At 71.7% G+C, this 25,202-nt stretch carries 25 protein-coding genes; 9 read left to right on the top strand and 16 right to left on the bottom strand.

All coding sequences use genetic code 11. From position 1 onward, the window contains the following. Position 1: 1 nt before the first annotated feature. On the bottom strand, positions 2-211 hold the full coding sequence (locus tag DB32_RS09780; RefSeq protein ID WP_053232153.1) for a hypothetical protein: 210 nt from the start codon (positions 209-211) through the stop codon (positions 2-4). Between the two features lie 57 nt (positions 212-268). Between DB32_RS09780 and DB32_RS09775 the strand changes: the two genes are divergently transcribed. Then, a complete protein-coding gene (locus DB32_RS09775; protein ID WP_053232152.1) occupies positions 269-1,753 on the top strand; it encodes a methyltransferase in 1,485 nt (494 codons plus the stop codon). Here DB32_RS09775 and DB32_RS46555 read toward each other — a convergent pair. From DB32_RS46555 to DB32_RS09760, 4 genes are all read right to left on the bottom strand, one after another. Next, the gene (locus tag DB32_RS46555; protein ID WP_157068901.1) at positions 1,704-1,994 is read right to left on the bottom strand and encodes a hypothetical protein; all 291 of its coding nucleotides are present in this window, start codon (positions 1,992-1,994) and stop codon (positions 1,704-1,706) included. The genes DB32_RS09775 and DB32_RS46555 overlap by 50 nt on opposite strands. Before the next feature lie 61 nt (positions 1,995-2,055). After that, on the bottom strand, positions 2,056-3,258 hold the full coding sequence (locus DB32_RS09770; protein ID WP_053232151.1) for an MFS transporter: 1,203 nt from the start codon (positions 3,256-3,258) through the stop codon (positions 2,056-2,058). A gap of 27 nt (positions 3,259-3,285) precedes the next feature. Next, the gene (locus tag DB32_RS09765; RefSeq protein WP_053232150.1) at positions 3,286-3,681 is read right to left on the bottom strand and encodes a YbgC/FadM family acyl-CoA thioesterase; all 396 of its coding nucleotides are present in this window, start codon (positions 3,679-3,681) and stop codon (positions 3,286-3,288) included. Then, the gene (locus DB32_RS09760) at positions 3,678-5,294 is read right to left on the bottom strand and encodes a GMC oxidoreductase (protein ID WP_053232149.1); all 1,617 of its coding nucleotides are present in this window, start codon (positions 5,292-5,294) and stop codon (positions 3,678-3,680) included. The genes DB32_RS09765 and DB32_RS09760 overlap by 4 nt, the downstream gene beginning before the upstream one ends. Positions 5,295-5,397: 103 nt before the next feature. Between DB32_RS09760 and DB32_RS09755 the strand changes: the two genes are divergently transcribed. Continuing rightward, positions 5,398-6,297 carry a hypothetical protein gene (locus tag DB32_RS09755; RefSeq protein WP_053232148.1) on the top strand — a complete coding sequence of 300 codons (900 nt, stop codon included), beginning with the start codon at positions 5,398-5,400 and terminating at the stop codon, positions 6,295-6,297. Positions 6,298-6,300: 3 nt separating this feature from the next. On the opposite strand, the gene DB32_RS09750 is transcribed toward DB32_RS09755, so the two are convergent. Continuing rightward, positions 6,301-7,263 (bottom strand): hypothetical protein, encoded by a 963-nt coding sequence (locus DB32_RS09750; RefSeq protein WP_157068900.1) that lies wholly within the window; start codon positions 7,261-7,263, stop codon positions 6,301-6,303. A gap of 270 nt (positions 7,264-7,533) precedes the next feature. On the opposite strand from DB32_RS09750, the gene DB32_RS09745 reads away from it, so the two are divergent. Continuing rightward, positions 7,534-8,055: a carboxypeptidase-like regulatory domain-containing protein gene (locus tag DB32_RS09745; protein WP_169791395.1), complete on the top strand. Its 522-nt coding sequence runs from the start codon at positions 7,534-7,536 to the stop codon at positions 8,053-8,055. Next, positions 8,052-8,732 (top strand): peptidoglycan-binding domain-containing protein, encoded by a 681-nt coding sequence (locus tag DB32_RS09740; RefSeq protein WP_053232145.1) that lies wholly within the window; start codon positions 8,052-8,054, stop codon positions 8,730-8,732. The genes DB32_RS09745 and DB32_RS09740 overlap by 4 nt, the downstream gene beginning before the upstream one ends. A gap of 221 nt (positions 8,733-8,953) precedes the next feature. On the opposite strand, the gene DB32_RS48085 is transcribed toward DB32_RS09740, so the two are convergent. Further along, positions 8,954-9,346, bottom strand: a complete 393-nt coding sequence (locus DB32_RS48085; protein WP_169791394.1) for a hypothetical protein — start codon at positions 9,344-9,346, stop codon at positions 8,954-8,956. Between the two features lie 2 nt (positions 9,347-9,348). Continuing rightward, complete coding sequence (locus DB32_RS48080) at positions 9,349-9,486, bottom strand: hypothetical protein (protein WP_169791393.1); 138 nt, start codon at positions 9,484-9,486, stop codon at positions 9,349-9,351. Here DB32_RS48080 and DB32_RS09735 point away from each other — a divergent pair. After that, complete coding sequence (locus DB32_RS09735) at positions 9,476-11,227, top strand: hypothetical protein (RefSeq protein WP_169791392.1); 1,752 nt, start codon at positions 9,476-9,478, stop codon at positions 11,225-11,227. The two genes, DB32_RS48080 and DB32_RS09735, sit on opposite strands and share 11 nt — an antisense overlap. A gap of 3 nt (positions 11,228-11,230) precedes the next feature. Next, a complete protein-coding gene (locus DB32_RS09730; RefSeq protein WP_053232143.1) occupies positions 11,231-11,884 on the top strand; it encodes a hypothetical protein in 654 nt (217 codons plus the stop codon). A gap of 6 nt (positions 11,885-11,890) precedes the next feature. Here the strand turns inward: DB32_RS09730 and DB32_RS09725 are convergent, their stop codons facing one another. The 8 genes from DB32_RS09725 to DB32_RS09690 form a co-directional block, all read right to left on the bottom strand. Next, positions 11,891-12,484, bottom strand: coding sequence for a lipase family alpha/beta hydrolase (locus DB32_RS09725; protein ID WP_053232142.1), 594 nt, complete (start codon positions 12,482-12,484; stop codon positions 11,891-11,893). Positions 12,485-12,489: 5 nt separating this feature from the next. Then, positions 12,490-13,200: a hypothetical protein gene (locus tag DB32_RS09720; protein ID WP_053232141.1), complete on the bottom strand. Its 711-nt coding sequence runs from the start codon at positions 13,198-13,200 to the stop codon at positions 12,490-12,492. 32 nt (positions 13,201-13,232) lie between these two features. Beyond that, positions 13,233-13,832 carry a hypothetical protein gene (locus DB32_RS09715; protein WP_053232140.1) on the bottom strand — a complete coding sequence of 200 codons (600 nt, stop codon included), beginning with the start codon at positions 13,830-13,832 and terminating at the stop codon, positions 13,233-13,235. 48 nt (positions 13,833-13,880) lie between these two features. Next, positions 13,881-15,374, bottom strand: coding sequence for a serine/threonine-protein kinase (locus tag DB32_RS09710; protein WP_169791391.1), 1,494 nt, complete (start codon positions 15,372-15,374; stop codon positions 13,881-13,883). Between the two features lie 150 nt (positions 15,375-15,524). Next, a complete protein-coding gene (locus DB32_RS09705; protein WP_053232138.1) occupies positions 15,525-16,661 on the bottom strand; it encodes a DUF418 domain-containing protein in 1,137 nt (378 codons plus the stop codon). Continuing rightward, on the bottom strand, positions 16,658-18,787 hold the full coding sequence (locus DB32_RS09700; RefSeq protein ID WP_053232137.1) for a hypothetical protein: 2,130 nt from the start codon (positions 18,785-18,787) through the stop codon (positions 16,658-16,660). Before DB32_RS09700 ends, DB32_RS09705 begins: the two co-directional genes overlap by 4 nt. Before the next feature lie 16 nt (positions 18,788-18,803). Further along, positions 18,804-20,708 carry a SpoIVB peptidase S55 domain-containing protein gene (locus DB32_RS09695; RefSeq protein ID WP_157068898.1) on the bottom strand — a complete coding sequence of 635 codons (1,905 nt, stop codon included), beginning with the start codon at positions 20,706-20,708 and terminating at the stop codon, positions 18,804-18,806. Positions 20,709-20,880: 172 nt separating this feature from the next. Then, positions 20,881-21,429, bottom strand: coding sequence for a response regulator (locus tag DB32_RS09690; RefSeq protein ID WP_053232135.1), 549 nt, complete (start codon positions 21,427-21,429; stop codon positions 20,881-20,883). 326 nt (positions 21,430-21,755) lie between these two features. On the opposite strand from DB32_RS09690, the gene DB32_RS09685 reads away from it, so the two are divergent. The 3 genes from DB32_RS09685 to DB32_RS09675 all read left to right on the top strand — a co-directional run bounded on the left by DB32_RS09685 (position 21,756) and on the right by DB32_RS09675 (position 24,939). Further along, positions 21,756-22,502, top strand: coding sequence for an HAD family hydrolase (locus DB32_RS09685; RefSeq protein ID WP_053232134.1), 747 nt, complete (start codon positions 21,756-21,758; stop codon positions 22,500-22,502). Between the two features lie 120 nt (positions 22,503-22,622). Next, complete coding sequence (locus tag DB32_RS09680; protein ID WP_053232133.1) at positions 22,623-23,678, top strand: MbnP family copper-binding protein; 1,056 nt, start codon at positions 22,623-22,625, stop codon at positions 23,676-23,678. A gap of 4 nt (positions 23,679-23,682) precedes the next feature. Then, positions 23,683-24,939: a methanobactin export MATE transporter MbnM gene (locus DB32_RS09675; protein ID WP_053232132.1), complete on the top strand. Its 1,257-nt coding sequence runs from the start codon at positions 23,683-23,685 to the stop codon at positions 24,937-24,939. Positions 24,940-25,202 lie beyond the last annotated feature (263 nt).

The raw sequence follows: 25,202 nt of genomic DNA, 5'->3' as shown, positions 1-25,202 counted from the left end.
GTCACCCTCGCTCCCGGCGCAGCGCGCGCACGCGGTCGACGGCGCGCGCGATCACGGTCACGCAGGGATCGCAGAACCCGCCGCAGCAGGTGCGCCACGTCTCGTCGGGCGCGTCCACCCGGGCGCGCACCTCGTCGCGCAGATCCTCGGGCAGGCCGAGCTCGCGCAGCGCGTCGGTGATCACGTCGTCGACATCGCGCGCGGCGGTCATCGGAGGGCACGAGCATGCCGCGCGAACGCGCGCGATGCAGCATGGCAGACTCGCGCCGTGCGCGACGACGAGGTGATCGCGGAGCTCGGGATGCCGCTCGAGGCGCGGCCGAGCGCGCTGCCGTTCGACGGTCCGCGCACGTGGTGGATCGGCGACGGGATCGTCGCGTGGTGCGCGAGCGAGGCCCGGGTACGGGACGAGCTCGCCGGGCTCGCGCGGGGCGCCGCGCATCCGCTCGCGCCGCGCGTGGTCGCGCACACCGCGCGGGCGATCGCGCTCGCGGCATCGCCCGACGCGCCGGAGGACGCGCTCGAGGCGCTCGTCGCGTCGGCGCCGCGCGAGGTGCGCACGATCGAGGCGACGGTGCGCGCCCACCTCGAGGGCATCGCCTCGCCGATCTCGGTGCCGCGCGCGCTCGCGCGCATCGTGGGGCGGGCGCGCACCGATCGCCTGCTCGCGCGCACGCTGCGGGTCACGACGCGCGTGGGCCCGATCCTCGGCGGCGTGCACCCGGCGTGGCTGCGGCGCGCGGAGGGAGGCGTCGCGTCGCTCTCGATGCGCCACGCGCAGCACGAGGGCTGGAGCGCGATCGATCTCGTCGCGCCCGAGGTCTTCGGGCTCGGCGCGCTGCGCGACGACGACGACGACGCAGCCTACGATCTCGCGCTGCTCGCCGCGCTCGCGCGCGAAGCGACGCTCGCGCGCGGCGACGACGCGGAGGACGCGGCCGAGCGCGCGCGCGACGTCGTCGATCGACTGATGCCGCGCGACACCGCGCGCGCGGTGCGAGTGCGCGTGGAAGCCCCCGCGTGGCTCGACACCTCGCGATGGCGCGGAGACATCCCCGCCGCGAAGGCGCGCTGGGCGCTGCGCGAGCTCGACGGCCTGCCGCTCGGCGGCGAGATCGTGCGGGTGCACGTCGATCCTCCGCTGCGCGCCGGTCGCGCCGCGCCGCCCTGGCGCCCGCGGAGCGAGCGTCGACGCGAGCTCTTCTCGCGGTGGGATCGCGGCATCCAGGCCGACGACGAAGGGCTCTTCTCGGCGACGCCCGAGGCGCTCGCCGATCGCATCGCCGAGGGCGCGCACGGCGTGGTGATCGACGGCACGTGCGGCATCGGATCGATCGCAATCGCGCTCGCGCGGCGGCCCGAGGTGCGCGAGGTGATCGCGGTCGACCTCGACACGTCGCGCCTCGCGATGGCCGCGCACAACGCGCGCATCTACGACGTCGCGTCGCGCATCCGCTTCGTGCACGGCGACGTGCACGACGTGATCGCGCGCGAGCGCGCCGACGTGCTGGTGCTCGACCCGCCGTGGGGCGGGCGCGACTACGATCGCGCGCGTGTCGTCGCGGAGGATCTCGCGCTCGACGTGCGCCCGCTGATCGCGACGTTCGAGGGCGCGATCGTGCTGAAGCTCCCGCGCAGCTTCGACGTGCGCACGCTGCCGCCCGGCTTCGTGACCGAGCCCGGCGTCGACGCGCGCGGTGGGATCAAGATGCTGATCGTCCGCCGCGCCGCGCAGCGGCCCCGCGGAGCATGACGGCGGCCCCGAGGAGCTGATCGGCGGCCCCGAGGAACTGATCGGCGGCCCCGAGGAACTGATCGGTGGGGTGCGGCGCCCCCACTGCCGGCCTCGATTTCGCGATCGGCGCCCTCGTTTTGGCGATCGGCGGCACCGTTTTCGCGATCGGCGGCACCGTTGCACGGAACGGCGGCACCGTTGGCACGAACAGCGGCACCGAGACCGCGCGCAGCGGCACCGAGACGGCGCGCAGCGGCACCGAGACGGCGCCCAGCGGCGACGTGGCCGACCGCGGCGGGCACGAGACCGACCGCGGGGGCTCAGTCCCGCGAAATCACAGCGTTTTCGACCCGCCGCGGGAGCACGCGGGCGTCCCACACGAAGAAGAGCGCGCCCCCGATCACCGGCACCACCGCCGCGGCGGCGAACGTCGTGCGCAGCGAGGTCGCGTCCGCGAGCGCGCCGAAGATCGGGCTCGCGAACAAGATCCCGGCGTCGAAGATCGCGCTGAAGAGTGACATCGCCGAGCCGCGCTCCTCGTCGCGCGCGCGCCCCGCGGTCATGCCGCTGACGATCGGGAACGCGAACGAGTGGCCGAGCCCGGCGAGCGCGCCCGCGAGCGCCATCGACCACGCGTCGCGCGCCAGCGCGAGCGCGGCGAGCGCGATCGCGATCGCGACGAGCGAAGGCGCGAGCACGCGCTTCGGGCCGACGCGCTCCGGGACCCATCCCGCCGTGAGGCGCAGCAGGATCGCCATCGCCGCGTACCACCCGTAGAAGAGCCCGACCGACCCGATGTGCTCCTCGAGCACGAAGGTCGCGAGGAACGCGTAGGTCGCGCCGAGCGCGCTCGCGAACGCGAGCCCGATGAACCACACCGGCAGCAGATCGCGCTGCAGCGCGACCGCGACGAAGCCGCGCTGCGCGCGCGCGTGCACGTGGACCGCGTCGCGACCCTGGCGCGCGCCGGTCTCGGGCAGCGCGAGCGAGACGAGGAGCCCGAGGCTCGAGCACGCGAGCATCAGCACGAAGAGCTCGGTGAACCCCGCGTGCTGCAGCACGAGATCGCCGACCAGCCCGCCGAGCGCGACCGGCATGAGGCCCGACACGCCGAACGTCGCGAGCCCTTCCACGCGACGCGCCGCGGGCACGAGATCGGTCGCCGACGTGAAGAGCGCCGCGAGCGCCGCGCCCGATCCGAGGCCATGCGCGACGCGCACGATCCACAAGAGGGGCCCGACGTGATCGACGAAGAGGTACCCCGCGCACGCGATCGCGTGCACGAGCCCGCCGAGCACCATCACGCCGCGGCGCCCGGCGCCGCCGTCCATCGCGCGCCCCGCGAACGGGCGCACCGCGACCGCGCCCGCGCCCGCCGACGCGACGACGAGCCCGACGGTCAGCGCGCGCTCGCCCCACCGCTCGAGCAGGCCCGGCAGGTGGAGCGTCAGCAACACCCCGAGCCCGTGCAGGAAGTTCGCGGCGAACGCGACGAGGAACGGGCGCGTCCAGATGCTGCTCACGCGCGCGGAGGTGTAGCGCGCGCGCGCTCACGCGCCCGCCTGCACCCGATCGATCACGCTCTTCGGGATCGGCACGAGCTTCTTGTTCGCGTCGACGCAGACCATGTGCACGACGCCTTGCACGAGGAGCTCGCCGCGCCGCCACACGTCCTGCTGGAACACGATGCGGAAGCCGCTCTCCATCCGCGGCGTGCTGCGGATCTCGAGCGTGTCGCCGAACACCGCGCCCTGCTTGAACGTGAGCTCGCACTTGTAGACGACGAAGCCGACGCCGTCCTGGTGGAGCAGGCGCACGAGCTCCTCGACGCCGAGCAGGTGCTCGCGCGCGCGCTCGAAGTACTTGAGGTAGTTCGCGTGGTAGACGAGGCCCGAGTGATCGGTGTCCTCGTAGTAGATCTGCACGGGGAACGTCGCGGTCGTCATGCGCTCTTCGCGAGCTCCCGGTGCGCGTGCTTCGCGGGGATCTTGCTCATCGCGCGCTCGGCGAGCGCGGTGATCGTGAGCGAGGGGTTCACGCCCGGGTTCGCGCTGATCGCGGAGCCGTCGATCACGTAGAGGCCGTCGTAGCCGAAGACGCGATGCTCGCTGTCGATCACGCCCTCGCTCGCGTCGCGGCCCATGCACGCGCCGCCGAGGATGTGCGCGGTCGTCGGGGTGCCCGCGAGCGTCTCGGTGAGCATCGTCATCGCGACGCCGCCGACCTTCTCCGCGAAGCGGCGCGCGAGATCCGTCGCCTCCTCGATGAACGCGGCGGGCGCCTCGCTGCCGGGGCTCAGCGTGCTGACGAGCCCGCGCTGGAACCCGGTGTACACGCTGCGCCCGAGCCGCAGCGAGAGCGTGCCCTCGAGCGTGCGCATGTAGAGCAGGATCTGGCTCGCCTTCGCGAAGTCGCCGACGGTGAGCGCCTTGAGCCAGAGCGCGGGCTGGCGGAAGAAGCTGCGCACCGAGCCGCCGATGCGCGTGAAGACGTTCGAGCCCGGCGAGTGCGGCAGCACCATCGTGCGGAAGAAGCCCGAGCCCTCGGCGTAGCGCACCGGCTCGATGTGGCTGTGCTCGTCGGTCTCGAGGATCGACGTGATCGCGATCCCCTTGCTGAAGTCTTCCTTCCACTCGGGCGCGATGATCCCGATGAGCGCCTCGCTGTTCGTGCGCACGAAGTCGCCGACGTGCTCGCTGAGCTTCGGCAGGCCCTCGGCGTCCTCGCGCATCTTGAGCAGCAGCGGGATCGTGCCCATCACGCCGCCCGAGAAGACGACGTTGTCCGCGGTGAACGTGCGCGTCGCGCTGCCGAACGTGTGCTTGGTCTCGACGCGATAGCCGGCGCTCTTCCCATCGGCCGACGCGCGCGGGCGCACCGCGGTGACCTCGGTCTCGGGCTCGACCTTCGCGCCGCGCTTCTCCGCGAGGTAGAGGTAGTTGCGATCGAGCGTGTTCTTCGCGCCGACGCGGCACCCGGTCATGCACGCGCCGCAGTAGTTGCAGCCGACGCGCGCGGGGCCGTCGCCGCCGAAGTACGGGTCGGGCACTTCCTGATCGGGCGTGCCGAAGAAGACACCGACCTCGGTCGAGTGGAAGTCCTTCTCCTTGCCGATGTCCTTCGCGATCGACTTGAGGATGCGATCGCCGGGCGTGACCGTCGGGTTCGTGCTCGCGCCGAGCATGCGCTTCGCGGTCGCGTAGTGCGGGAGCAGCTCCTTCTTCCAGTCGGCGAGGTGCGCCCACGACGCGTTCTGGAAGAAGCCGTCCTTCGGCTGCGGGAGCGTGTTCGCGTAGACGAGCGATCCCCCGCCCACGCCGACGCCGTGGAGGATCGTGACGTGCGAGAGGAACGACATCTGGAAGATGCCCTGGAGGCCGACCTCGGGGCGCCAGAGCCAGCGGCGCACGTCCCAGTTGGTCTTCGGGAAGTCGGCCTGCGAGAAGCGCTTGCCCTTCTCGAGCACCAGCACGCGATAGCCCTTCTCGCTCAAACGAAGCGCGGAGACACTGCCGCCGAACCCCGACCCGATCACGATCCAGTCGAAATGCTCGTCCATGCGGTCGCCATTCTGGTGCCGGACCCGGGTCGAAGCGAGCGCGTATGAGCGCGAGCAGAGCGCTGATACGATGTTCTGTCCGGACGGACGCATGGGAGGGGGCATGGCGGACGTGCGTGTGCTCGTGTTGCTCGCGATCGTCGCGTGCAGCGGGTGCGTCGAGCTGCTCGGACCGCGCAACGCGCGGCGCGCGGGGTTGATCGAGGCGCCGCGCCCGCAGCCCGCGCCCGAGCCCGCGGCGCCCGACGCGGATCTGCACCCGGTGATCTTCGCGTACCGCGAGTCGCTGCGGCCGTTCCTGGGCGCCGACGAGCAGGCCGCGCTCGACGCGGTCGACTGGGGCGGCACGGCGCGCGGCGACTCGGAGCGGCTGCGCTTCCTCGCGGCCGATCACGCGATCCGTCGCGTGCTGCCGCTGGTGCTCGAGGCGGAGGGGTCGGAGATCCTCGCGCGTCACGCGCAGCGCCTGCGCGCGCTGCCTCCGCTCCTCAACCGCGACACCGACGTGGTGCAGCGGCTCGCGGTGATCGAGGCGATGGTCGCGCTGGAGCGGGTGCGGCGCGGGATCGACGCGCGCGAGCCGAGCATGGTGCCGACCGCCGGCGAGACCGCGCCGAGCGACGCGGGCGACGCGCCGCCGAGCGATCCGCTGACCGACGCGCTCGCGAGGCTGCCGCGCGAGCGCAGCTACGACGTGGATCCCGAGGGCGAGGCGGCGATCGCGGAGGCGCTCGCGGAGTACGCGACCGAGTACGCGCGGGTGCACGGCGTCTCGGAGCTGCACGGCGCGGCGGCGGCGGCAGCAGCGGCGGACATGGTCGACGTCGCGTTCATGGTCGGGCGCGCGATGCAGCAGGGCGTCGGGCGCGAGCGCTTGTTCGAGGAAGCGCTCGCGATCGCCGACGGCATGTGCGGCGCCGCGCGGCGCGGAGAGCGGCTGCCGCGGCTGCACCGCGACGAGACGCCGGCGCGCGACGACGATCTCGCGGGCAGTCGGCCCTGACGATCAGCGGCTCGCCTCGGCCTCGCCGCGCGTCGCGATCCAGCCCGCGCGTGCGCCGGGCTGCGGCGGCGCGAGCTCCGCGTCGGCGAGCTCTTCGAGCTCGCTCATCAGCGCGGCGCACGCGGCGAGCTCGGTGACCGAGCAGGCGTGGCGTCGCAGCGCGGCCTCGGTCGCGAGGCGATCGCCGCCGACCTGGACGTGCCAGACCTCGAGCCGCGCGCGGCCCGCGAGCTCGCGCTCGAGCTGCGCGCGCTCCTGGCCGTCCGACACGACGAGATCGAGCAGGCGCGCGCCGGGGTGACGCGCGACGAACGCGTCGTGATCCTCGCGCGACGCGAACGCGAGGCGCAGGCGCGTGAACCGACGCTGCTCGAGCGCGACGCGCGAGACGACCAGCCCGTCGCAGCCCTGGGCGTCGATGCGCTCGGCGTCGTCGGCGATGCGCGCTTCGCCCCAGCGCTCGGTGATGCGCAGATCCTCGGTGAGCCCGAGCTCGACGCGCATGCCCTCGAGCACCTCGTCGAGCTGCGCGGGCGCGCTCATCTCGGGGCCGATCGGGATCGCGGCGAACCCGAGCTCATCGGCGTCGACGGGGCGATTCGACGCCCAGCTCGCGACCCCACCGGCGGGGCTCGGCACGAGGACCTCGGCGCCGCGCAGGCACGTCTCGCCGAGCGCGCGGCTCGACGGGTCCCACGCGCGGCCGAGCGCGAGATCGGACTCCTCGACGAAGAGCGCGCGCACCGGCTCGGGGTCCTGCTCGAAGATGCGCGGCGACGCGCCGAAGAGCGCGGCGGGATCCTCGAGCGTGGGGAGCGCGCGGAGTGTGATCGCCGCGTCGTCGGCGCCGATGCCCGCGTCGCCCATCGGGGGAGTGGTGCGAGGACCTCCTTCGCAGGCTGCGAGCGCGAGCGCGAGCCCGAAGCAGGGCGCGAGACGAGGGCGAAGAAGACGATCGATGTTCACGGTCAAGCTCCTGATGCGCGACGCGCGACCCCCCGCGCTCGCTGCGCCGCCTCTCAGCAGCGTTCGTGCCGAGCCAGATTCGCGCGGCACGCACACGGTTTCGGCGCGAACGCCCATGCGCCGCCCACGCCGCGCCCAGGGCTTCGTCGTTCACGACGTGATGTGCGGTGCACACCCGCGCGCGCTCGCAGCACGAAACGGCGCAACAGCGCGCGGCGCGGTCCGATGGGTCGTCGCATGTGGCGGTGCCAGTTCCGCGATGGGGGGTTCGTGTACGCGCTCGGAGAGCGATTCGAGCTGCGTCGGCTCGATCGCGGAGCGGGGTGGGAGCGCCTGGACGAGCGCCGCGCGGTGGACGTCCTCGGGCGCCTCGCGCATCGCATCCGCCCCGAGCTGCGCGACGTGCTCGCCCGTCTGCGCGGCGACGTCGCGGGCTTCGGGGAGGGCGAGCTCGAGGCGCTGGTGCGAGTCGAGCTCGAGTCGTTGACCGGACGGCTCGCGCTGGTGCGACGCGTCGAGCGGGTCGCCACGATCAGAGGGGAGCACGGACGGCAAGCGCCGGCGGACTGCGCGCCCGAGACGAGCTGGATCGAGCTCGAGCTCGTCGACGACGCCGGCGCGCCCGTGGTGGGCGCCCGGTTCGAGATGCGCTCCGAAGACGGGCGCGTGCGCCGAGGCATCACGGACTCGACGGGGATCGCGAGGGTCTCCGGGCTCGTCCCCGGGACCTGCTCCGTGACGTTCCCCGATCTCGACGGCGACGCGTGGGTGCCCGGGGGAGGATCACGATGACGACCGACCGAGTGCACGTCGTCCGCCAGGGCGAGGACGTGCCGAGCATCGCGGCGCGCTACGGCGTCGCCGATCCCGCGCGGATCTGGAACGCGCCCGAGAACGAGGCGCTGCGTGCACGTCGCCGCTCCATGCACGTGCTCCTGCCGGGCGATCGGGTGTCGGTCCCGCCTCCGCGCGAGAAGCGGGTCGACTGTGCGACGGGGCAGCGACACCGGTTCGAGGTCCGCACCGGCACGGTCGAGCTGCATCTCCGACTCCGTCTTCCCGACGGCACCACGCTCGGGAGCGAGCCGTACGTGCTCGTGTTCCACGATCGCGGCGTCGAGCAGACGCGCGACGGGACGACCACCGGTGACGGCGAGCTGCGTGAGGTCCTCCCGGCGCGCATCCGAGCCGCGATGATCGAGCTACCGCGCCGACGCCTGCGCTGGGAGCTCGCGGTGGGCACGCTCGACCCGCACGCCGACGAGGACACGTCGACTCCGGTGCTGACTGGCATCCAGGCGCGCCTCAACAACCTCGGTTTCATGTGCGGGCGTGTCGACGGCGAGCTCGGACCGAAGACACGACACGCGCTGTCGGAATTCCAGAGAGAAGTGCTCGGAAGAACCGAGCCGACGGGAGATCTCGACCAGGAGACCTGGGATCGATTGATGGAGGAGCACGGAACATGACGCAGATCGCGCGAGTCAGCGCGGGCGCACCGAACACGCTCGTCGGAATGCCACTCTCGCTGGTGCAGCTCCGGATTCCGCCGCCACCACGCGAGACGGACTCGCGCACTGGGCGAGATCCGCGCGACATGGCGCGTGATTTCGCAGAATCGGTCCGACTCGAGCCGGTGCAGAGCGCGAGGGTCGTGATCGTCCCGCTCGTCGGGGGGAGCGCGTCGAGCTCACCGCGACCCGACCCCGCGCGCGCAATCGAGGCGACGACGGATGATCGCGGCTCGATCCTCCTCGAGGACGGAGTCGCTCCGCTGTTCGCGCCGAGCGAGTACCTGGTGTTCTGGACCTATCACCAGGAGATCTACGACGAGGTGATCGAGGCGCTCGCCGACCCGGAGCGCGCGACCACGGTGATCCGAGAGCGCGCATTCCAGCACTTCACGTTCGCGCCCGAGACGGCGGTGGGCGAATTGGAGCTCCCGCTGCTCGGCGAGCACGAGCTGCCCTCGCAGATCGCAGTGTTGCTCGCTTCGGTCCGCCCGGGCCCGATGGGCATCGTGAGACACCGACGACGCTTCGGGCCGCGCTCGTCCGCGGTGATCGTCGAGCAGGTCGATCACCACTACGCGCTGATCGATCGCAGCATGCCGTTCGTCGCGACGTACGTCGCCGAGTTCGTGATGGCATACGCGACCGCGCTGCTCGCGAGCACGGCGCCCGAGTGGGCGCTGCTCGCGCACGTCGTGCGAATGATCGACATCGAGCGTCGTGGGCTGCCTCCCGACATCGTCGGCAACCCCGAACGAAGCTTCGCCCGCGCAGACGTCTATGCCGCCTACCACCAGTACGCCTTGGCGGCGGCGCGCTCTCCGGACGTCGACCGGCGAGCCTTCTGCCAGTCGCTCGGAAGCACCATCACCGGCGGAATGGGCTTGGCGGAAGCGGGCGCGCGGAGCGTGCTCGCGCAGAGCGCCGGCCGAGCGGTGCATCCGTCGTCGATCGGCGAGACGGATCACGCAAGCGGCTCAGCGCGGTTCACACGCGACGAGATCGTCATCGGCCCTCAGTTCGTCGACATGTTCGTGCACTACTTCGACTTCTACCGACTGGCGATTCGTGAGCGCGCCGCCGGCATGACGGACATTTCGCAGCGCGTGATCGGAGATCAGGAGCGCGAGCTCGATCGCCTGCGCGCATGGTGTGCATCGCTTCTCGAGACGCACGTCGCCGAAGCCCCGCTGTGGATCCGCCTCTGGGAGCACACTCGGGCGGCCGACGACGCGTTCGAGATGTGGAACCGCTGCTCGGCCGTGAGACTCGAGCTGGGTCATCACTTCTATCGGCGCGTCGCGAGCGAGATCGGCGAAGATGGTCTTTTCCGCAGAGCGATGAGCGCGATCGCCTCGGCGGCGGACAACGGAGCCCAGCTCTTCTCGGCGTCTTGCGAGCAGTTCTGCCGAAACATCGAGACGATCAGGGACATCCGTGCCGCGGACGTGGGCGATTTCGTGCGGACGTTCTACGGCTACCACGGTGCGATGACGGGCCAGCGCCTCGAGCTCCCGGGGCTCGAGCAATCGAGGCTGATCGTCGATCTCGCCGAGGGGCGTGTTCACATCGACTCCGGGACTTCCAGAAGTCTCGCATTCGAGTTCCTCACGACCGGAGGAGACGAGTCGTGGCCACGAGCGACGTCATCGGCAGCGCCAGCGGAACCGACCTGGCACCGATACACCGGAGACGAGCGAGTGAGGATCGTGGAGCACGAGCGCTATTCGCTCGAGCACGTGCCCGCGGCGCTGCACGGCGTCGTGGCCACCGCGCAGATCATCTCCACCGCGCTGGCGTTCCAGCAGGTCACGACCGAGCTCTCTGCGCAGAACGTCCGGACGTGCGTGGACCTAGGACAAGGCGTCCTCGGCACGATGGAGAGCGCCGCATCGTTCCTCGCGGTGATCGCCACGCGTCACCACGACTATTACGAGCCCGTCTCGCGGCTGTTGCGGATGCCCGGTGCACATCCGAGCGCGGCCCTCGCGCGTGCTGCGAGCGGGCTCGGGCGCGTCGCGACGGTGCTCGGGATCGGAGCGATGGCATATGACGGCGCGATGATCTTCTTCTCGCGCTCCGGCGATCTCCAACACGCGCTCGATCGCGGCGACGACGTCGCAGCGCTGGCCGCGAGGACGCGAGGCGGGATTTACGTCGTGGCCGCGATCGTAGAGACAGGCGGGCTCGTCGCGGCCCTCGCCGGCGCGAGCGGACCGTGGTTGGTAATCGCATCGGCCGTTCTCGGTCTCACGGTCGTTGCGGTCGACGTCGTCGCGTTGCTCGCGAACGGAGGCGCAGATCACCTCGAGGAGCTTCAGAGTGCCTACTACGACGCAAAGCGCGCAGAGCTCTTCGGCGGCGAACGCGAGACGTCGCTTCGGAACCTCCAGCCGCGAACGCTCGACCGGCTGCGCCGGTTGAGCACCGCGCTTCGCGCGCTCGGGAGCTGACGCATGCTGGACGCAATGTCGCTCTACGCGCTCGGTATGGCGTTGCTCGCCGGGGTCGCGGGCGCCGCGCAGATCATCACGGCGATGTGCGTGAGCGCCAACCCGTTGCGCTACGTCGACTGGAATCGACCGCCGCGTTTCGTCCGAGACGTCTCGCTCGACGGCATTCAGCGTGTCGTCGTGGCGAATGGCGGATATCGAGACTCGCCGAGAGCCTCGGAGCTCGAGCTTCCGAATCTACCGTTGCAATCGTTTCCCATATGGAACGCGATCGTGACGGTCGTCGATCGACGGCTCTTCACTGTGCGCGAGCGGCCCCCGCGAAATCCTGGGCGGCAGAATCGTCCGTACTTCATTCCGCTCGTCATCCGCGCCGAGGCGGTCCCCGGAGGGGTCCGGCTCGAAGCGCGCGAAGTCCACCCGCTGCTCCGCGTCAACGTGCTGCTCGGTGTTGCGTGCGCCGTCGCGGACGTGGTGACCTCGATGGTCGCGCTCCGTTGGTGCGTTCCTGTCCCGATGACGACGCTCCTCTGGGCGTCGATGACGGCAATACCGCTGATGGCTCGCGCAGTTCCGCCCCGCGACCGAGACGCGATGGTCGAGGAAGTACTCGATGTCGTCGGTGCGCTGATCAGGGAGCACGCGTCGCGTGAATAGCGCTGCTCACGCGCGGAGGATCGACGCGATCTTCGCGATCGCGCGCTCGTCTTCGATCATCCACCGGTGCAGCGCCACGTTCATCGCGGTCTCGCTGCGCGCGCCGCGCAGGCGGCTCGACGTCGCGGGGACGATCATCAGGTCGAACGGCGTGTAGAGCACGTGCACCTCGACATCGCCCCACGGGTCGGTGTCGGACTCGAGCTGCGCGAGGAACGCGCTCCCCGGGCGCATGTCGCGCGTTCCCGCGAACGGCAGCGCGAACGCCGTCGCGGTGCCGCGGTGCGGCCCGGAGATCGACACGAAGCGGCGGACGCGCGACTTGCCTCCGAGACGCTGCACGTACGTGCGCGTCACGAGCGCGCCCATGCTGAAGCCGACCACGTCGACGCGATCATGGCCGTGCGCGCGCGCCAGCTGCTCGGCGCCCGCCGCGACCTGATCCGCGAGCGCGAGGATCGGCGCGCGACCGTCGTTCGGAACGAGGTCCATCGCGCGCACCGGGCCGACGCCGCGCCGCTCGAGCCCACGCTGCAGCACGTCGAGATCCGCCGCGCGATCCCAGATGCCATGGACCAGGAGGACGGGAACGGCGCTCATGCGCGTCAGAACACGTAGCGGATGTACGCTGCTCCCTGGACGCCGATCGCCATCTCGCCGTCGAAGCCGTCGAGCGAGGGCGCGCCGCGCACGCCGCCGTGCACGCCGATCGAGTAGTGGCGGCTGTGGAAATGCGCGTCGAAGCCGAGGTCCGCGCCCCACGCGAAGCCGACGCTCGTGGCGTCCTGCAGCCCGTAGAGCACGAGCACGTCGTTGGTCGCGATGATCATGCCCGCCTGGCCCTCGAGCCACATCGCGAACTCCGCGGTCGGGTTGATCTGCAGCTTCACCGCGCCGAGCGCGGAGAAGAGCTCGAACACCGTGGTGTCGGGCGGCGCGGGCGCGGCGGTCTCGTGGATCGAGAGGTCGGCGATCGCGCGCACGAAGAGCCAGTCGAAGAGCTCGTAGCCGAAGCCGATCGCCGCGAACGGCCCGGGGCTCGAGACGCGCCCGATGCCTCCGACGAAACCGCGCCCGCCGACCGACGCCTCGATGAAGAAGCCGTGCGCGTAGAGGTCGCGCGTGATCTGGATCGCCTCGGGCGGCAGTCGCTCGACGTCGAGGCGCGTGGCATCGGGCTCCTCGACCGTCGCGCCGGTCCCCTCGGGCTCCGCGGTCGTCGAGGACGGCTGCGTCGTCTGCGCGCCGGCGATCGATGGAACGACGAGCAGCGAGAGCATCGACGACGCGAGGAACGCAGCGGTGGTGCGTCGCACGCCGCGAGCGTATCCAGCCCGCGGCGAAGGGGTCAACCGCGTGCGCGCGGATAGAGCCCGAAGAGCGCGCGGCGTCGCACCGTGACGGCCTTCTTCGCGATCTCCGCGTTCGATCCGCCCGCGAAGCGCGCGTCGAGGACCCACGGGTCGTCGCCGTCGAGCACCCACACGATCGCGTCCCGCGCGGCGTCGTGCCGCACGTCGTCGATGTCCTCCCAGCGCACGAAGCGACGCGCTTCGCCGTGCGCGAAGAGCACTCCGTCGACGCGCAGCGCGAGGTAGCTCTCCTCGCTGAGGACCCGCCGCAGCCCGAGGATCGCGACGAGCCCGCAGCCGACGACCAATGCGAACCCGAGCGCGGCCCAGAGGAACGTGGTCGGCGCGACGCTGCTCTCGGGCCACAGGATGGGATACCGCGCGGGCGAGCGCGTCGCGTAGCGCACGGCGTGCGGCGCGGTCATCACGAGCCGCGCGATCGAGAACGATCCCGCGACCATCCCGGTCGCGCCGATCGCGAGCAGCTTCGCGATGCGGCGCGTCGCATCGACGCGGAACCACTCGATGATCGGCGCCGCGGGGATCCCCAGCGGATCCTCGGGATCGGTGCGCTCGCGGGCATCGGCGATCGTCACGGGGCCAGAGCATGGGCGCGGATCGACCGCGCTTCCAGAGCCGAATCGTCAGCGCTCGGCGCGGGGCGCGCCGCGTCGCGCGCGCTCGAGCGAGACGTCGAGCTGGTGCGGACCGTCGGCGATCACGTCGACCTGGCGCGCGCGATATCCGCGCGCGCTCACCTCGAGACGATGCGAGAGCCCGTCGAACGGCACGTCGAACACGGGCCCTTCGATCGGCGCGCCGTCCCACGTGAAGCGCGCGCTCTCCGGGGCGCCCGTGAGCGTGATGCGCACGTGCTCCACGCGTCGCTCGACCGGCTCTTCCGCGGGCGTCGGCGTGTGCGCGATGACGCCGATGCGGCTCTGCTCCTCGGCGCGTCGCTGCTCGAGCCGGAGGCGGTGGAAGTAGAGCATCGTGCCGATCCCCGCGACGAGCAGCACCACGGGCACCAAGCGCAGCGCGCGCCACAGCGGGCTGCGGCCGCGCACGAAGTGCTCGGGCTTCACGACCTGGTCGGGCGGCGGCGTGAAGATCTTCGCGTGCACCTCTTCGGGCGGAGGATCGAACGCGAGGGGATCGGCGATCAGATCGAGCAGCGTCTTGCGCACGACCGCTGCGCTGTTCGGGCGCTCGGTCGGGAGCTTCGCGAGCAGCGCGTCGACGAGATCGTCGAGCGCGCGCGGAACGTAGAGCCCGGAGGGCGCGGAGTCGCGCAGGCGCGGCGCGGGCGTGCGCAGGTGATGGCCCATCAGGATCACCGGCTCGCGCTCGGCGAACACCGGACGGCCCGCGATCATCTCGAAGAGGATCGCGCCGAGCGCATAGAGATCCGCGGCCGGGCCCACCGGAAGACGCGCGACGGCCTCGGGGCTCATGTAGCGCGGCGTGCCGAGCATCTGCCCGACCTCGGTGAGGCCCGCGTCGCTCTGCCGCTGCTGGGCGCCGCCGGTCTGGCCGCTGCGATCGACGATCCGCGCGATGCCGAAGTCGAGCACCTTGAGCTTGCCCGCGCCGGGGAAGAACGCTTCGGTGAGGAGCACGTTGTCGGGCTTGAGGTCGCGGTGCACGACGCCCGCTTCGTGCGCGGCCTCGAGCGCGCCGAGCACCTCGATCGCGATGCGCACCGCTTCGCGCGGTGGGAGCGATCCGTCGCGGCGCATGCGCTGGAGCAGGCTCTCACCCGAGAGCAGCTCCATCACCATGAAGAGCGTGGCGTCCTCGTCCTGCCCGAAGTCGTGCACCATCACGACGTTCGGGTGGTGCACCGCGCTCGCGGCGCGCGCCTCGCGCTGGAACCTCGCGGCCATCGCGGCATCGCCCGCGAAGTCGGCGCGCACGACCTTGAGCGCGACGCGCCGCTGGATCGCGACCTGCGTCGCTTCGTACACGGCGCCCATTCCGCCGACGCCGATCAGCCGCTCGATGCGATAGCGACCCGCGACGACGATGCCCGGGCGCAGTGGCGCGGCCTGCTGGACGTCCATCCGCGACGGCCGGCGCACCGCGCGCGACTCCGAGCCGGGCTTCGCGCCGGCGTTCTCGACCGCACCCGCGTCCATCACGCCGGTCGACGTGCCGGTGCGCGGGTGAAGCGCTCTCGCTTCATCGATCGGACGCGTGGGGCGATCGCGCTCGGCCATGAGCCCAGCGCGCGAGCGTAGCACGCACTCCCGCGGCGGGTTTCGTCGTTTCTTCGTGGCCGCAGTGCGTCAAACGTGTCGCATCGCGGGCGCGCGGAGGTACGTGAGCGCGCGCCACAGCCACTCGAACGGGCCGTGCTGGAACCGCCGGAGCCACAGCATCGCGATGCTCGCCTCGAAGGCGTAGACCGCGAGCGCGAGGAGCACGCCCGCGGCGGGCCCGAGCGCGCCGTACATCGCGAGCCCGTAGCCGTAGAAGAACAGCGTGAAGCAGAGGGTCTGCACCAGATAGCAGGTGAGCGACGTGCGCCCGACCGCGGCGAACGGCGCGAGCCAGCGCGCGCTCGGATCGCGCAGCGCGAGCCACAGGAACCCGAGCGCGTAGCCGATCGCCATCACGTCGCCCGACGCGAGATAGAGCACCGGCGAGACGAGCATCACCGCGACGCCGAGCCCGATCCCGAGCGCGATCGCGACGAGCGCGAGCACGCCGATGCGCGCGCGGTGCTCGTGGAGCCGCGTGTGGATCCCGCTGCGCTCGATGGCGAGCCCCAGGGTCGCCATCGCGAGCACGTTCGCGCGGTAGCTGAGGTTGTAGGTCGCGAAGTACGACAGCATCTCGTTCCATCGATGCTGCGAGATCGAGACGAACGTGCCGTCGTGATAGACGCGCATCTCGCGCTCGACGTACGCGGCCTGCTCGGCGAGCGACGCGGCGTCGTCGGCCTCGAACATCCACGTGTCGAACTGGATCGAGAGGCCCTGCGCGAGCGCGAAGTAGACGAACGCCAGCGCGAAGAGCGCGCGCGGTCCGAGCCGCGCCATCAGCGCGAGCACGATCCCGGCGAACGCGTAGTTGAGCAGCACGTCGCCCCACCACCCGAACGTCGCGTGCAGCACACCGAAGATCAGCAGCGCGACGATCCGGCGCGCGTAGATCGCCGCGCCGCGATCGAGCAGGAGCCCGGTGCCGAAGCCGAACAGCGCGCTGAAGATCGGATAGAAGCGCCCCTCGCAGAGCCCCTCGACGGCGAACGCCGCGACGCGATCGATCGGCGCGAGCGCATCGGGATCGCGCAGCAGCGAGAGCAGCGACTCGCGGAACCCGATCCACGGCACGTTCACCAGCGCGATGCCGACCAGCGCCCAGCCTCGGAGCGCGTCGATGGGGCGCTGGCGCGCGCCGGGCTCGGTCGGCGCGCTCACCGCGTGCGACGACGCGGCGTCGTCGTGGTGGCCGCCGCGCCCGGCACGGTGATCTCGATCTCCGCGGAGCCGACGTTGCCGCCTGCGTCGGTCGCGCGCACCGCGACGATGTGCGAGCCGGGCGCGAGCGACGAGAGGTCGAGCTCGAAGCGCTCGTCGCGGGTGTCGAGCAGATCGTCGACCGGGAAGAAGACGAGCCACTCACCGCCGTCGACCGCGTGCTCGAGGCGCGCGATGGGACCCACGGTGTCCACCGCGCGACCGGTCACGCGCGCGCCGTTCGCGCCGAGCGGCTCGATCACGGGCGCGTGGTTGTCGACGAGGATCGGCTCCGACTCGAACGTCGAGCGCAGCGCGAGCGACGCCGGGTTGCCGAGCTCGTCGCTCGCCTCGACCTGGATCACGTACCAGCCGTCGGGCACCGCGCTCGTGTTCCACGTGTACTCGGTCGCGCTCAGCGTCTCGTGCTCGCGGAGGATGTCGCGCCACGTGCGCTGGCTCTCCTCGCGATAGCGCAGTCGATAGCGGATGCGATCGGAGTCCGGGTTGTCGACGCGCCACGTGAGCCCGACGTTCGGCGACGGCGACGGGAGCGCGTCGAGGTCGCGCACCGCGGGGACGGTCGGCGCGCTCGACGTGCCCTCGGTCGTGCTCGACGCGCCGCGCTTCGTGCGCGCCTTCGTGCCGACGTCGGTCACGACCGGGCGCTGGTTCTGCGGGAGGTAATACGCGGTCACCGCACGCAGCGTCGCGCTCGGATCGTTGCCGAAGATCGCGCGGATCTGCAGGAATCGCGCGGCCGGGCTGCGGATCGGGCCCGGCGCGGAGAGGCTCGAGCTCCACTCGCTCCACGACGCGTCGGGGCGCTCGGTGTTGCCGCTGCGCGTCTGGAATTCGATCGGTCCACGGCCGCGCCACGTGAGCTGGCCCCAGCGCGCGGGGAAGTCCGCGTCGAGCACCTTGCTCTGCCAGATCGCCTGCTGCGGCCGCTCGGCGAGCACGCGGTACACGGCCGCGCCGTCGCCGGTCGTGAGATACGGCTGCGCCCCGAGCAGATCGAGCGAGAGCACCTGTCGCTCGTCGACGTCGACCCACACCGCGCTCGTGCGATCGGGCGCGATGCGCACGACGCGCCCGTCGTGTCCGATCGCCGCGAAGACGGTGCCGTCGTCCGCGATCTGCAGCTGCGTGACGTGGCCCTCTTCCTGGCCCCAGACGCGCTCGGCGCGACCATCGGTGCCGACCGTCCACACGCGCGCCTTGCCGGGGCGCGGGCGCGATGCGCGCGCGCTCGTCGCGCTGTGCTTCGTCGCACCGCCCGACGACACCGCGGGCGCTTCGGGGAACTCGTTCGCCGCGACCGCGAGACGCCCCGCGCGCCACGAGAGCGACGTGATCTCGTTGCCCGGGAAGTCGTGCACGACCTCGACGCGACCGGGCGCGGTGCTGCGCACGACGATCGCATCGTCGCTCGTCCCCGCGTAGAGCGCGCCATCGTCGGCGAGCGCGAGGCTCATCACGTGCGTCGCGCTCGAGTCCCACCACGTCTGCACGGACCCATCGGGCGCGATCGCGTAGATGCGTCCCTCGGGCCCCGTCGCCGCGAAGAGCACGCGACGGCGCGCGTCCCACACGAGGCTCCACACGTGCTCGGTCGCGTCGGGCCGCGCGAGCTCGCGCACCGCGCCGCTCGCGTCGATCGCGTAGATGCGCCCCTCGGGGAGCGTGCCCGCATAGACGACGCCGCCGTCACCGATCGCGAGCGCGCTCACGAGCAGCTGACCCGTCTGCGCGAACTGCTCGACCGCGTCGCCGCGCATCCGGAACACCCGCCCGTCGTTGCCGGTGCCGAGATACACGGTGCCGTCGGCGGCGCGCGCCGAGGACCACACGAGCGCGACGTCGTCGGGCAGACCGAGCCGGCGCAGCTCGAGCCCGGGCGTCACACGCCCGTCGGAGTACACCGCGGTGCGTTGCAGCTCACCGGCCGCGAGCGACGTCGCGTCGTCGAGATCGAACGAGCGTGTCGCCACCGCGCCCGCGCTCGAGGCGCCGAGCCCGACCACGATGCTCGACGACACGAGAGAGAGAGCGGTGAGGAGGAGGACGCGGGCTCGGGTCTTCATTCGTGTCGTTCGTTCTTCAGTCCGCCGCGCGCGCGACGCGACGCACGCTCAGCTCCACCCGTGCTCCACCGCTCAGCACGACATCCATCGGGACCTCGGCGCGCCGATGCGTGACGAACGCACGCGCGCGATCCGAGTCGCCCGCCTGCTGCAGCGCATCGAGCGCCGAGCCCGGCAGCGAGCGCACCACGTGGCCCGCCATGCGCAATCCGCGCGAGCCCGGCAGCCGCGTCGAGACGACGAGCGACGTGCGCGGGTAGCGCTCGCGCACCGCGTCGATCGCGTGATCGAGCGTGCGCGGCTCGGGCCGCTCGAGCTCCACCTCGGAGCCCGGCTGCACCATGACCGAGATGCTCTGCCCGGCCGCGCTCTCCGGCACGTCGACCGGCACCATGCGCACTTCCTCGGGCATGCCGTAGCGCCGCAGCACCACGCGCACGTTCACGCGCTCGCCGGGATCGACCTCGGTGCTCGCGACCGACGCGTCGACGATCTCCGCAGTCTCGTGCGCGAAGCGCATCGCGAGCTCGATCTCGATGCGCGTCGGGCGCGTGACGACGAACGGGTTCACGAACGCGAGCTCGACGAGATCGAAGCCTCGCAGCTGCTGCAGCGCGCTCGACGACGCGGGACCGGTCGCCGCGAAGCCGGTGTCGTGCACCTCGACCGGCGCGCCGCGCCCGTCGATCCACACGCGGCTCGTCGCATCGAACATCACGTCGGCGTGATCGGCCGCGACCGACTTCACCGCGTTCGTGATGCTCGTGAAGACGAGCAGCGGCGTGAGCGCGCGGTGCGACGCGACCTCGAAATTCCACTCGCTGCGCTGTGCGTCGGGCACGCCGGTCAAGCGCAGGCGCACCGGGATCATCGCGGGCTGCAGCTGCTGATCGACGACGATCGTCGCCTGTCGATCCTGCACGAGCGCGCCGACCGGCGCGACGGGCTCGGCGATCTTGAACGAGCGCTGGAAGCTCGCGAGGATGTGCAGCACGCGCGCGACCGCCGTGGGCAGTCCGGTCTCGCCCGCCTCGAGCATCGGGTGCCCGAACGCGACGAGGCGATCCCCCTGCACGTGGGTGACGGTGCCGACGACGTTCGACGCGATGTCGCCGCGCGCGAGCGTGACCGCGAGCCCGCCGCCGTCGACGAAGCGCGCCGGCGGACCGCTCGTGGTCGCCGCCCTCGCCCCGCCGCCGCCCGCCTGCAGCACGTCGAGCCCGAACGGCGCGAGGTGCTCGCTGAGCATCGCGACCACCGAGGGCTCGAGCCCGCCGACGAGCAGCGGCGTCGACGCGGGGATCATCGACGCCCCGCTGGTGCCGGCGGTGCGCGGGATCGCGAGACGGCGCGACTGCTCTTCGAGCGCCGCGAGCGCGCCGCGCGGCTCGGTGCCGAGATAGGGTCGTGCGCCGCGGAGCTCGGGACGGCGCGCCGGACGCGCGCCGCTCGTCGCCGGCATCGGCACCGCGCCGGGGAACGAGTCGGGGCGCACCGGCCGATCGATCTCGGCGAGCATGCTGCGGATCGGCGTGACGCCGGCGACGGGCTGGCGCCCGTAGGGCCATCCGTACGCGTACGCACCGACGAGCCGATCCTCGAGGTAGATCGGGCTGCCGCTCATCCCGCCGACGGTCGGCGCCTCTTCGAGGATCGGATGGATCGTGCGGACGAGGATGAGGTCCTGATCGGGCCGGAAGTCGTGCAGGACGTCGATGACCTCGACCTCGAAGCGCTCCGGCTGCGTGCCGCGGAACACGGTGAGCCCGTACCCGCGCATGCCCGGGCGCACCTCCGAGACCTCCATGATCGCCGCGCCCGCACCGCGCAGCTGACCGATCGCGATCGGCGCGTCGGACAGCACCGTGGCCGCGCAGACGAGCGCGAGCGCAGTGAAGAGGACCGTCAGGGCGCGGCGCAACGACACTGCACGCGCGGGGCGAAGCGAGGAGGCTCCCACGTCGCGCCGACTGTAACAGAGCGTCGCGAGCGAAGCTCGCAGCGCCCCGGTCGTTCAGCGAGTCCGCGAGCGCGAAAACGCAGTGAGCCCCGCGCCTCTCGGCGGCGGGGCTCGCGTCATCGCATCGTGTGTATCACTCGGCGGGGGCGAGCTCGCCGTCGCCGCCGTCGACCAGCTCTTCCACCAGCTCCGCGCCCGCGCTCGTCAGCCGCTGCAGCAGCTCGAACAGGACCTCGACGCGGAACGGCTTGATCAACATCAGCGCCGCGCCCGCGACCTTCGCGGCGAGCCGCAGGTCGTGGCTCTCCTCGCTGCTCATCAGCACGACCGGGATGCCGGGGTGCTCCTGGCGGATGCGTCGCGCGACCTCGAGCCCGCTGATGCCGGGCAGCCCCTGATCGATCAGCACGAGGTCCGCAGGCCACTGCGCGATCACCGCGAGCGCGGCCTCGCCGGAGCTGGTGCCCACGACGCGCGCGCCGTGCACCGTCAGCATCCTCGCGAGGCGCCATTGGGTGTCGGGGTCGTCCTCGACCACCAGGACGCCGCTCTCGCGCGGCATTTTGGCGACCACCTCGGCCGTGACGGCCTCGTCCGCGACCAACCTGTCCGCGACCGACGGAGCGGTCACGACGTCTTCGGGTGCTTCGAGCTGGAGATCGATCTCGCGCGTGTCGGCCATCGTTCGGGTCTCTTCCGGAGAGAACGGCTGGGTTCGCCGGAAAAAGGATGCAGCTCTCGAGGAACGGTGCAGCTCTCGAGGAACGCTGCGGAGAACGTCTCGGGTCGACCGACCCCCTCCTCCTCCTCCCCCCTGGAGAAGGCGCCGTGTGCGTGGTGGAAAGCCACGGGAATCACGGCTTCGGAGGCCTGTCGGCCTGGCCCAATAACGCTGAGTGGAGCCGAGTATGCGAGGCCCAGGGCCGAGCCGCAACGCATATGGGGCCGCGTCCCCGGAACGCAACGCGTCGTTGCCCGCGTCGTCACGCGCAAGCTAATCTCGCGCCCGTGCGACCGCCCCCCCTTCCCCATCAGACGAACGTCCTCCGCGCCGCGCTCGAGCGCGTCGCCGGGTGGAGTGAGATCGAGGGCGCGCGCACGCCCGTCGTGGTGTTCGATCTCGACGCGACCCTCTACGACAACCGCCCGCGAACGCTCGAGATCCTGATGGAGTATCGAGAAGAGGTCGTCGAGTCGGAGCCCGAGGTCGCCGACGCGCTCGCGACCCTGTCGAGCGAGCGCATCGAGTATCTGTTGAGCGACACCCTGCGCGGCTGCGGCATCACCGCGGCGAGCGTCGTCGCCGACGTCACGCGGTACTGGCACGACCGCTTCTTCACCGACGACTACCTGCAGCACGACACGCCCCTCGACGGGGCGGCCGAGTACGTGCGCGCCTGCCACGAGGCGGGGGGCATCATCGTCTACCTCACCGGGCGCGACATCCCCGGGATGTTCCTCGGGACGGTGGCGAGCCTGCGCGACTCGGGCTTTCCGATCGGCATCGCGGGGACCGAGCTGGTGCTCAAGCCCGACGCGAACCTGCCCGACGAGGCGTTCAAGCGCGGCGCGCTGCCCACGCTCGACCGGCTGGGCGACCTGGTCGCGTTCTTCGACAACGAGCCGGCGAACTGCAACCTCGCGAAGGCGATGTACCCCGACTGCACGGTGGTGCTGCTCGAGACGCAGAAGGTGCCGTACGCGCCGGATCCCGCGCCCGACGTCGAGTTCGTGAGCGACTTCCGCATCGGCTAGCGCGCGCGTCGGATCCACGCTGGGGTCTCGTCCGGCTGGTGGCGCGCGAGCGCGTGACGGTCGTGCCGTGCGACGAGATGCCGCATTACCTCGGCTCGGAGCGCGTCGTACCAAGCGCGCATGCACGACCGCTTCCTTCGTCCACGGCTCCTCTCCGCGCTCCTCGTCACGATCACCACCGCAGCGTGCGGCGACGACGCGCCCGCGGATCGCAACGCGTGCGACTTCGTCTCCGAGGCCTGTCACGACGTCGCGCCCGGTGACCCGGCGATCGCCGAGTGCGACGAGCTCGGGCACGCGGGCGTCGTCACCGCGTGCGAGGCGCGCCTCGCGTCGTGCCTCGCGCTCTGCGCGCCGCAGACCGACGCCGGCTCGGGCGATGCGGGCGCTCCGACCGACGCGTACGTGCCGAGCGATGCGGGGCCTCGGGACGTCGTCGTGCGCTTCGTCCCGCGCGTGGGCAGCGAGGCGTTCGACTGCGAGTCGACGTACACGATGGGCTCGCCCGCGGTGCTCGCGAGCCCCGTCGACTTCCGCTTCTACGTGCACGACGTGCGGCTCGTCGACGCGCGCGGCGAGGAGGTCGCGCTCGCGATGTCCGAGGACGACTTCCAGCACATGGGCGTCGCGCTGATCGACTTCGAGGACGCGACCGGCACGTGTGACAGCGGCGACGCCGAGACGCGCGACACGATCCGCGGCACCGTGCCCGCGGGCGACTACGTCGGCCTCCGCTTCCGCATCGGCGTGCCGTTCGCGCTGAACCACGCCGACCTCACGTCGCTCCCTTCGCCGCTGAACCGCACGAGCCTCTTCTGGAGCTGGCGCGGCGGGCACCTCTTCTTCTCGGGCGTGACGCGCACGGCCGGGGACGCACCGAACACGCACTTCACGCACGTCGGCTCGACGATGTGCAGCGGCGATCCCGCGATGGGCATGCCGGTGACGGGCTGCGCGCGGCCCAACCGTCCGAGCATCGACCTCGACGGATTCGATCCCGAGAGCGACGCGATCATCGTCGATCTCGCGGAGGTGAAGGCGGACGTCGACGTCGCGACCGGCGCCGGCTGCCACTCGTTCACCGACGCGTGCGCGTTCCCGTTCGACGCGCTCGGGCTGAACTGGTCGACGGGCAGCGAGACGCCGAGCACGCAGACCGTCTTCCGCGTGGAGTGAGCCGATGCGACGCACGAGCGCATCGAGGTGGGCGATCGTGATGTGCTGCGCGCTCGGCGCGTGTCAGCCGTCGCGCGGGACGGTCGACGCGTCGCACGGGCATCACGACCACGATCACGGCGAGATCCCCGTCGAGCCGCTCGATGGCGGTCCCGAGATCGACGCGGCCGCGATCGACGCGGGCCCGCAGGGCTGGGTCTGGCGCTTGCCGCGCGGGCTGCCGGTCCCGCGGGTGCCCGAGGACAATCCGATGTCGGCCTCGAAGGTCGAGCTCGGGCGGCACCTCTTCTACGACACGCGCCTGAGCGGGAACCGGACGCAGTCGTGCGCGTCGTGCCACGAGCAGGCGCGCGCCTTCACCGACGGGCGCGCGTTCTCGATCGGCTCGACCGGAGAGCGCACGCCGCGCAGCTCGATGACGCTCGCGAACGTCGCGTACGCGACGACGCTGACGTGGGCGAACCCGCTCTTGCTGGAGCTCGAGGCGCAGGCGCTCGTGCCGCTCTTCGGGCGCGAGCCCGTCGAGCTCGGGCTCGCGGGGATGGAGCGCGAGCTGCTCGAGCGGCTGCGCGCGGAGGCGCGCTATCGGGAGCTCTTCCCGCTCGCGTTCCCCGACGAGTCGGACCCGTTCACCGTCGCGAACGTCACGCGCGCGCTCGCGGCCTTCCAGCGCACGCTCGTCTCGGGTCGCTCGGCGTACGATCGCTTCCTCTACGGCGGCGAGCCCGACGCGCTCTCCGAGAGCGCGCGGCGCGGGCTGGCGCTGTTCAGCTCGGAGCGCCTCGAGTGCTTCCACTGCCACCAGGGCTTCAACTTCGCCGACGCGGTGATGTGGGAAGGCAGCGGCTCGCGCGAGGTCCGCTTCCACAACACGGGGCTCTACAACGTCGGCGGGACCGGCGCGTACCCCGAGGGCGGCACCGGCGTGCACGAGATCAGCGGGCGCGCCGACGACATGGGCCGCTTCCGCGCGCCGACGCTGCGCAACATCGCGGTGACCGCGCCGTACATGCACGACGGGAGCATCGCGACGCTCGACGAGGTGATCGATCACTACGCCGCGGGCGGGCGCACCATCGCGGAGGGTCCGTACGCGGGCGTGGGGAGCGCGAGCCCGCTCAAGAGCGGGCTCGTCGTCGGGTTCGAGCTCACGCCCGACGAGCGCCGTGATCTGATCGCGTTCCTCGAGAGCCTGACCGACGAGTCGTTCCTCACGGACCCCGCGCTCGCGGATCCGTGGTCGACGTCGCGCGGCGAGTGAGGTCGATCGATTCTCGAATCGATCGCTGGGTGTCGGCGACCCCCGAGGTCGATTTCAGAATCGATCGTTGGGTCTCAGCGACCCCGGATATCGATTTCAGAATCGATCGTTGGGTCTCAGCGACCCCGGACATCGATTTCAGAATCGATCGTTGGGTCTCAGCGACCCCACACGTCGATTCTGGAATCGGCGCCGGCGTGAGCGAGACAGGCGCGCCGATTTCCAGATCGGGACGCGTGTCTCGGACACGTCTGGGCGGGCTC

It is taken from the genome of Sandaracinus amylolyticus (assembly GCF_000737325.1).
GTDB classification, from domain to species: domain Bacteria; phylum Myxococcota_A; class Polyangia; order Polyangiales; family Sandaracinaceae; genus Sandaracinus; species Sandaracinus amylolyticus.
The sequence above is the reverse complement of the archived record's forward strand: the minus strand, read 5'-3'. Positions and strand labels throughout refer to the sequence as shown.

Excerpts from the sequence above, each read along its gene's own strand:
- DB32_RS48080 (WP_169791393.1), bottom strand. The coding sequence starts at position 9,486 with ATGTCGATCATTCGCACGACGTGCGCGAGCAGCGCCCACTCGGGCGCC.
- DB32_RS09730 (WP_053232143.1), top strand. The coding sequence starts at position 11,231 with ATGCTGGACGCAATGTCGCTCTACGCGCTCGGTATGGCGTTGCTCGCC.
- DB32_RS09675 (WP_053232132.1), top strand. The coding sequence starts at position 23,683 with ATGCGACGCACGAGCGCATCGAGGTGGGCGATCGTGATGTGCTGCGCG.
- DB32_RS09765 (WP_053232150.1), bottom strand. The coding sequence starts at position 3,681 with ATGACGACCGCGACGTTCCCCGTGCAGATCTACTACGAGGACACCGAT.
- DB32_RS09690 (WP_053232135.1), bottom strand. The coding sequence starts at position 21,429 with ATGGCCGACACGCGCGAGATCGATCTCCAGCTCGAAGCACCCGAAGAC.
- DB32_RS09735 (WP_169791392.1), top strand. The coding sequence starts at position 9,476 with ATGATCGACATCGAGCGTCGTGGGCTGCCTCCCGACATCGTCGGCAAC.
- DB32_RS09760 (WP_053232149.1), bottom strand. The coding sequence starts at position 5,294 with ATGGACGAGCATTTCGACTGGATCGTGATCGGGTCGGGGTTCGGCGGC.
- DB32_RS09680 (WP_053232133.1), top strand. The coding sequence starts at position 22,623 with ATGCACGACCGCTTCCTTCGTCCACGGCTCCTCTCCGCGCTCCTCGTC.
- DB32_RS09740 (WP_053232145.1), top strand. The coding sequence starts at position 8,052 with ATGACGACCGACCGAGTGCACGTCGTCCGCCAGGGCGAGGACGTGCCG.
- DB32_RS09700 (WP_053232137.1), bottom strand. The coding sequence starts at position 18,787 with ATGAAGACCCGAGCCCGCGTCCTCCTCCTCACCGCTCTCTCTCTCGTG.
- DB32_RS09780 (WP_053232153.1), bottom strand. The coding sequence starts at position 211 with ATGACCGCCGCGCGCGATGTCGACGACGTGATCACCGACGCGCTGCGC.
- DB32_RS09710 (WP_169791391.1), bottom strand. The coding sequence starts at position 15,374 with ATGGACGCGGGTGCGGTCGAGAACGCCGGCGCGAAGCCCGGCTCGGAG.
- DB32_RS09725 (WP_053232142.1), bottom strand. The coding sequence starts at position 12,484 with ATGAGCGCCGTTCCCGTCCTCCTGGTCCATGGCATCTGGGATCGCGCG.
- DB32_RS09755 (WP_053232148.1), top strand. The coding sequence starts at position 5,398 with ATGGCGGACGTGCGTGTGCTCGTGTTGCTCGCGATCGTCGCGTGCAGC.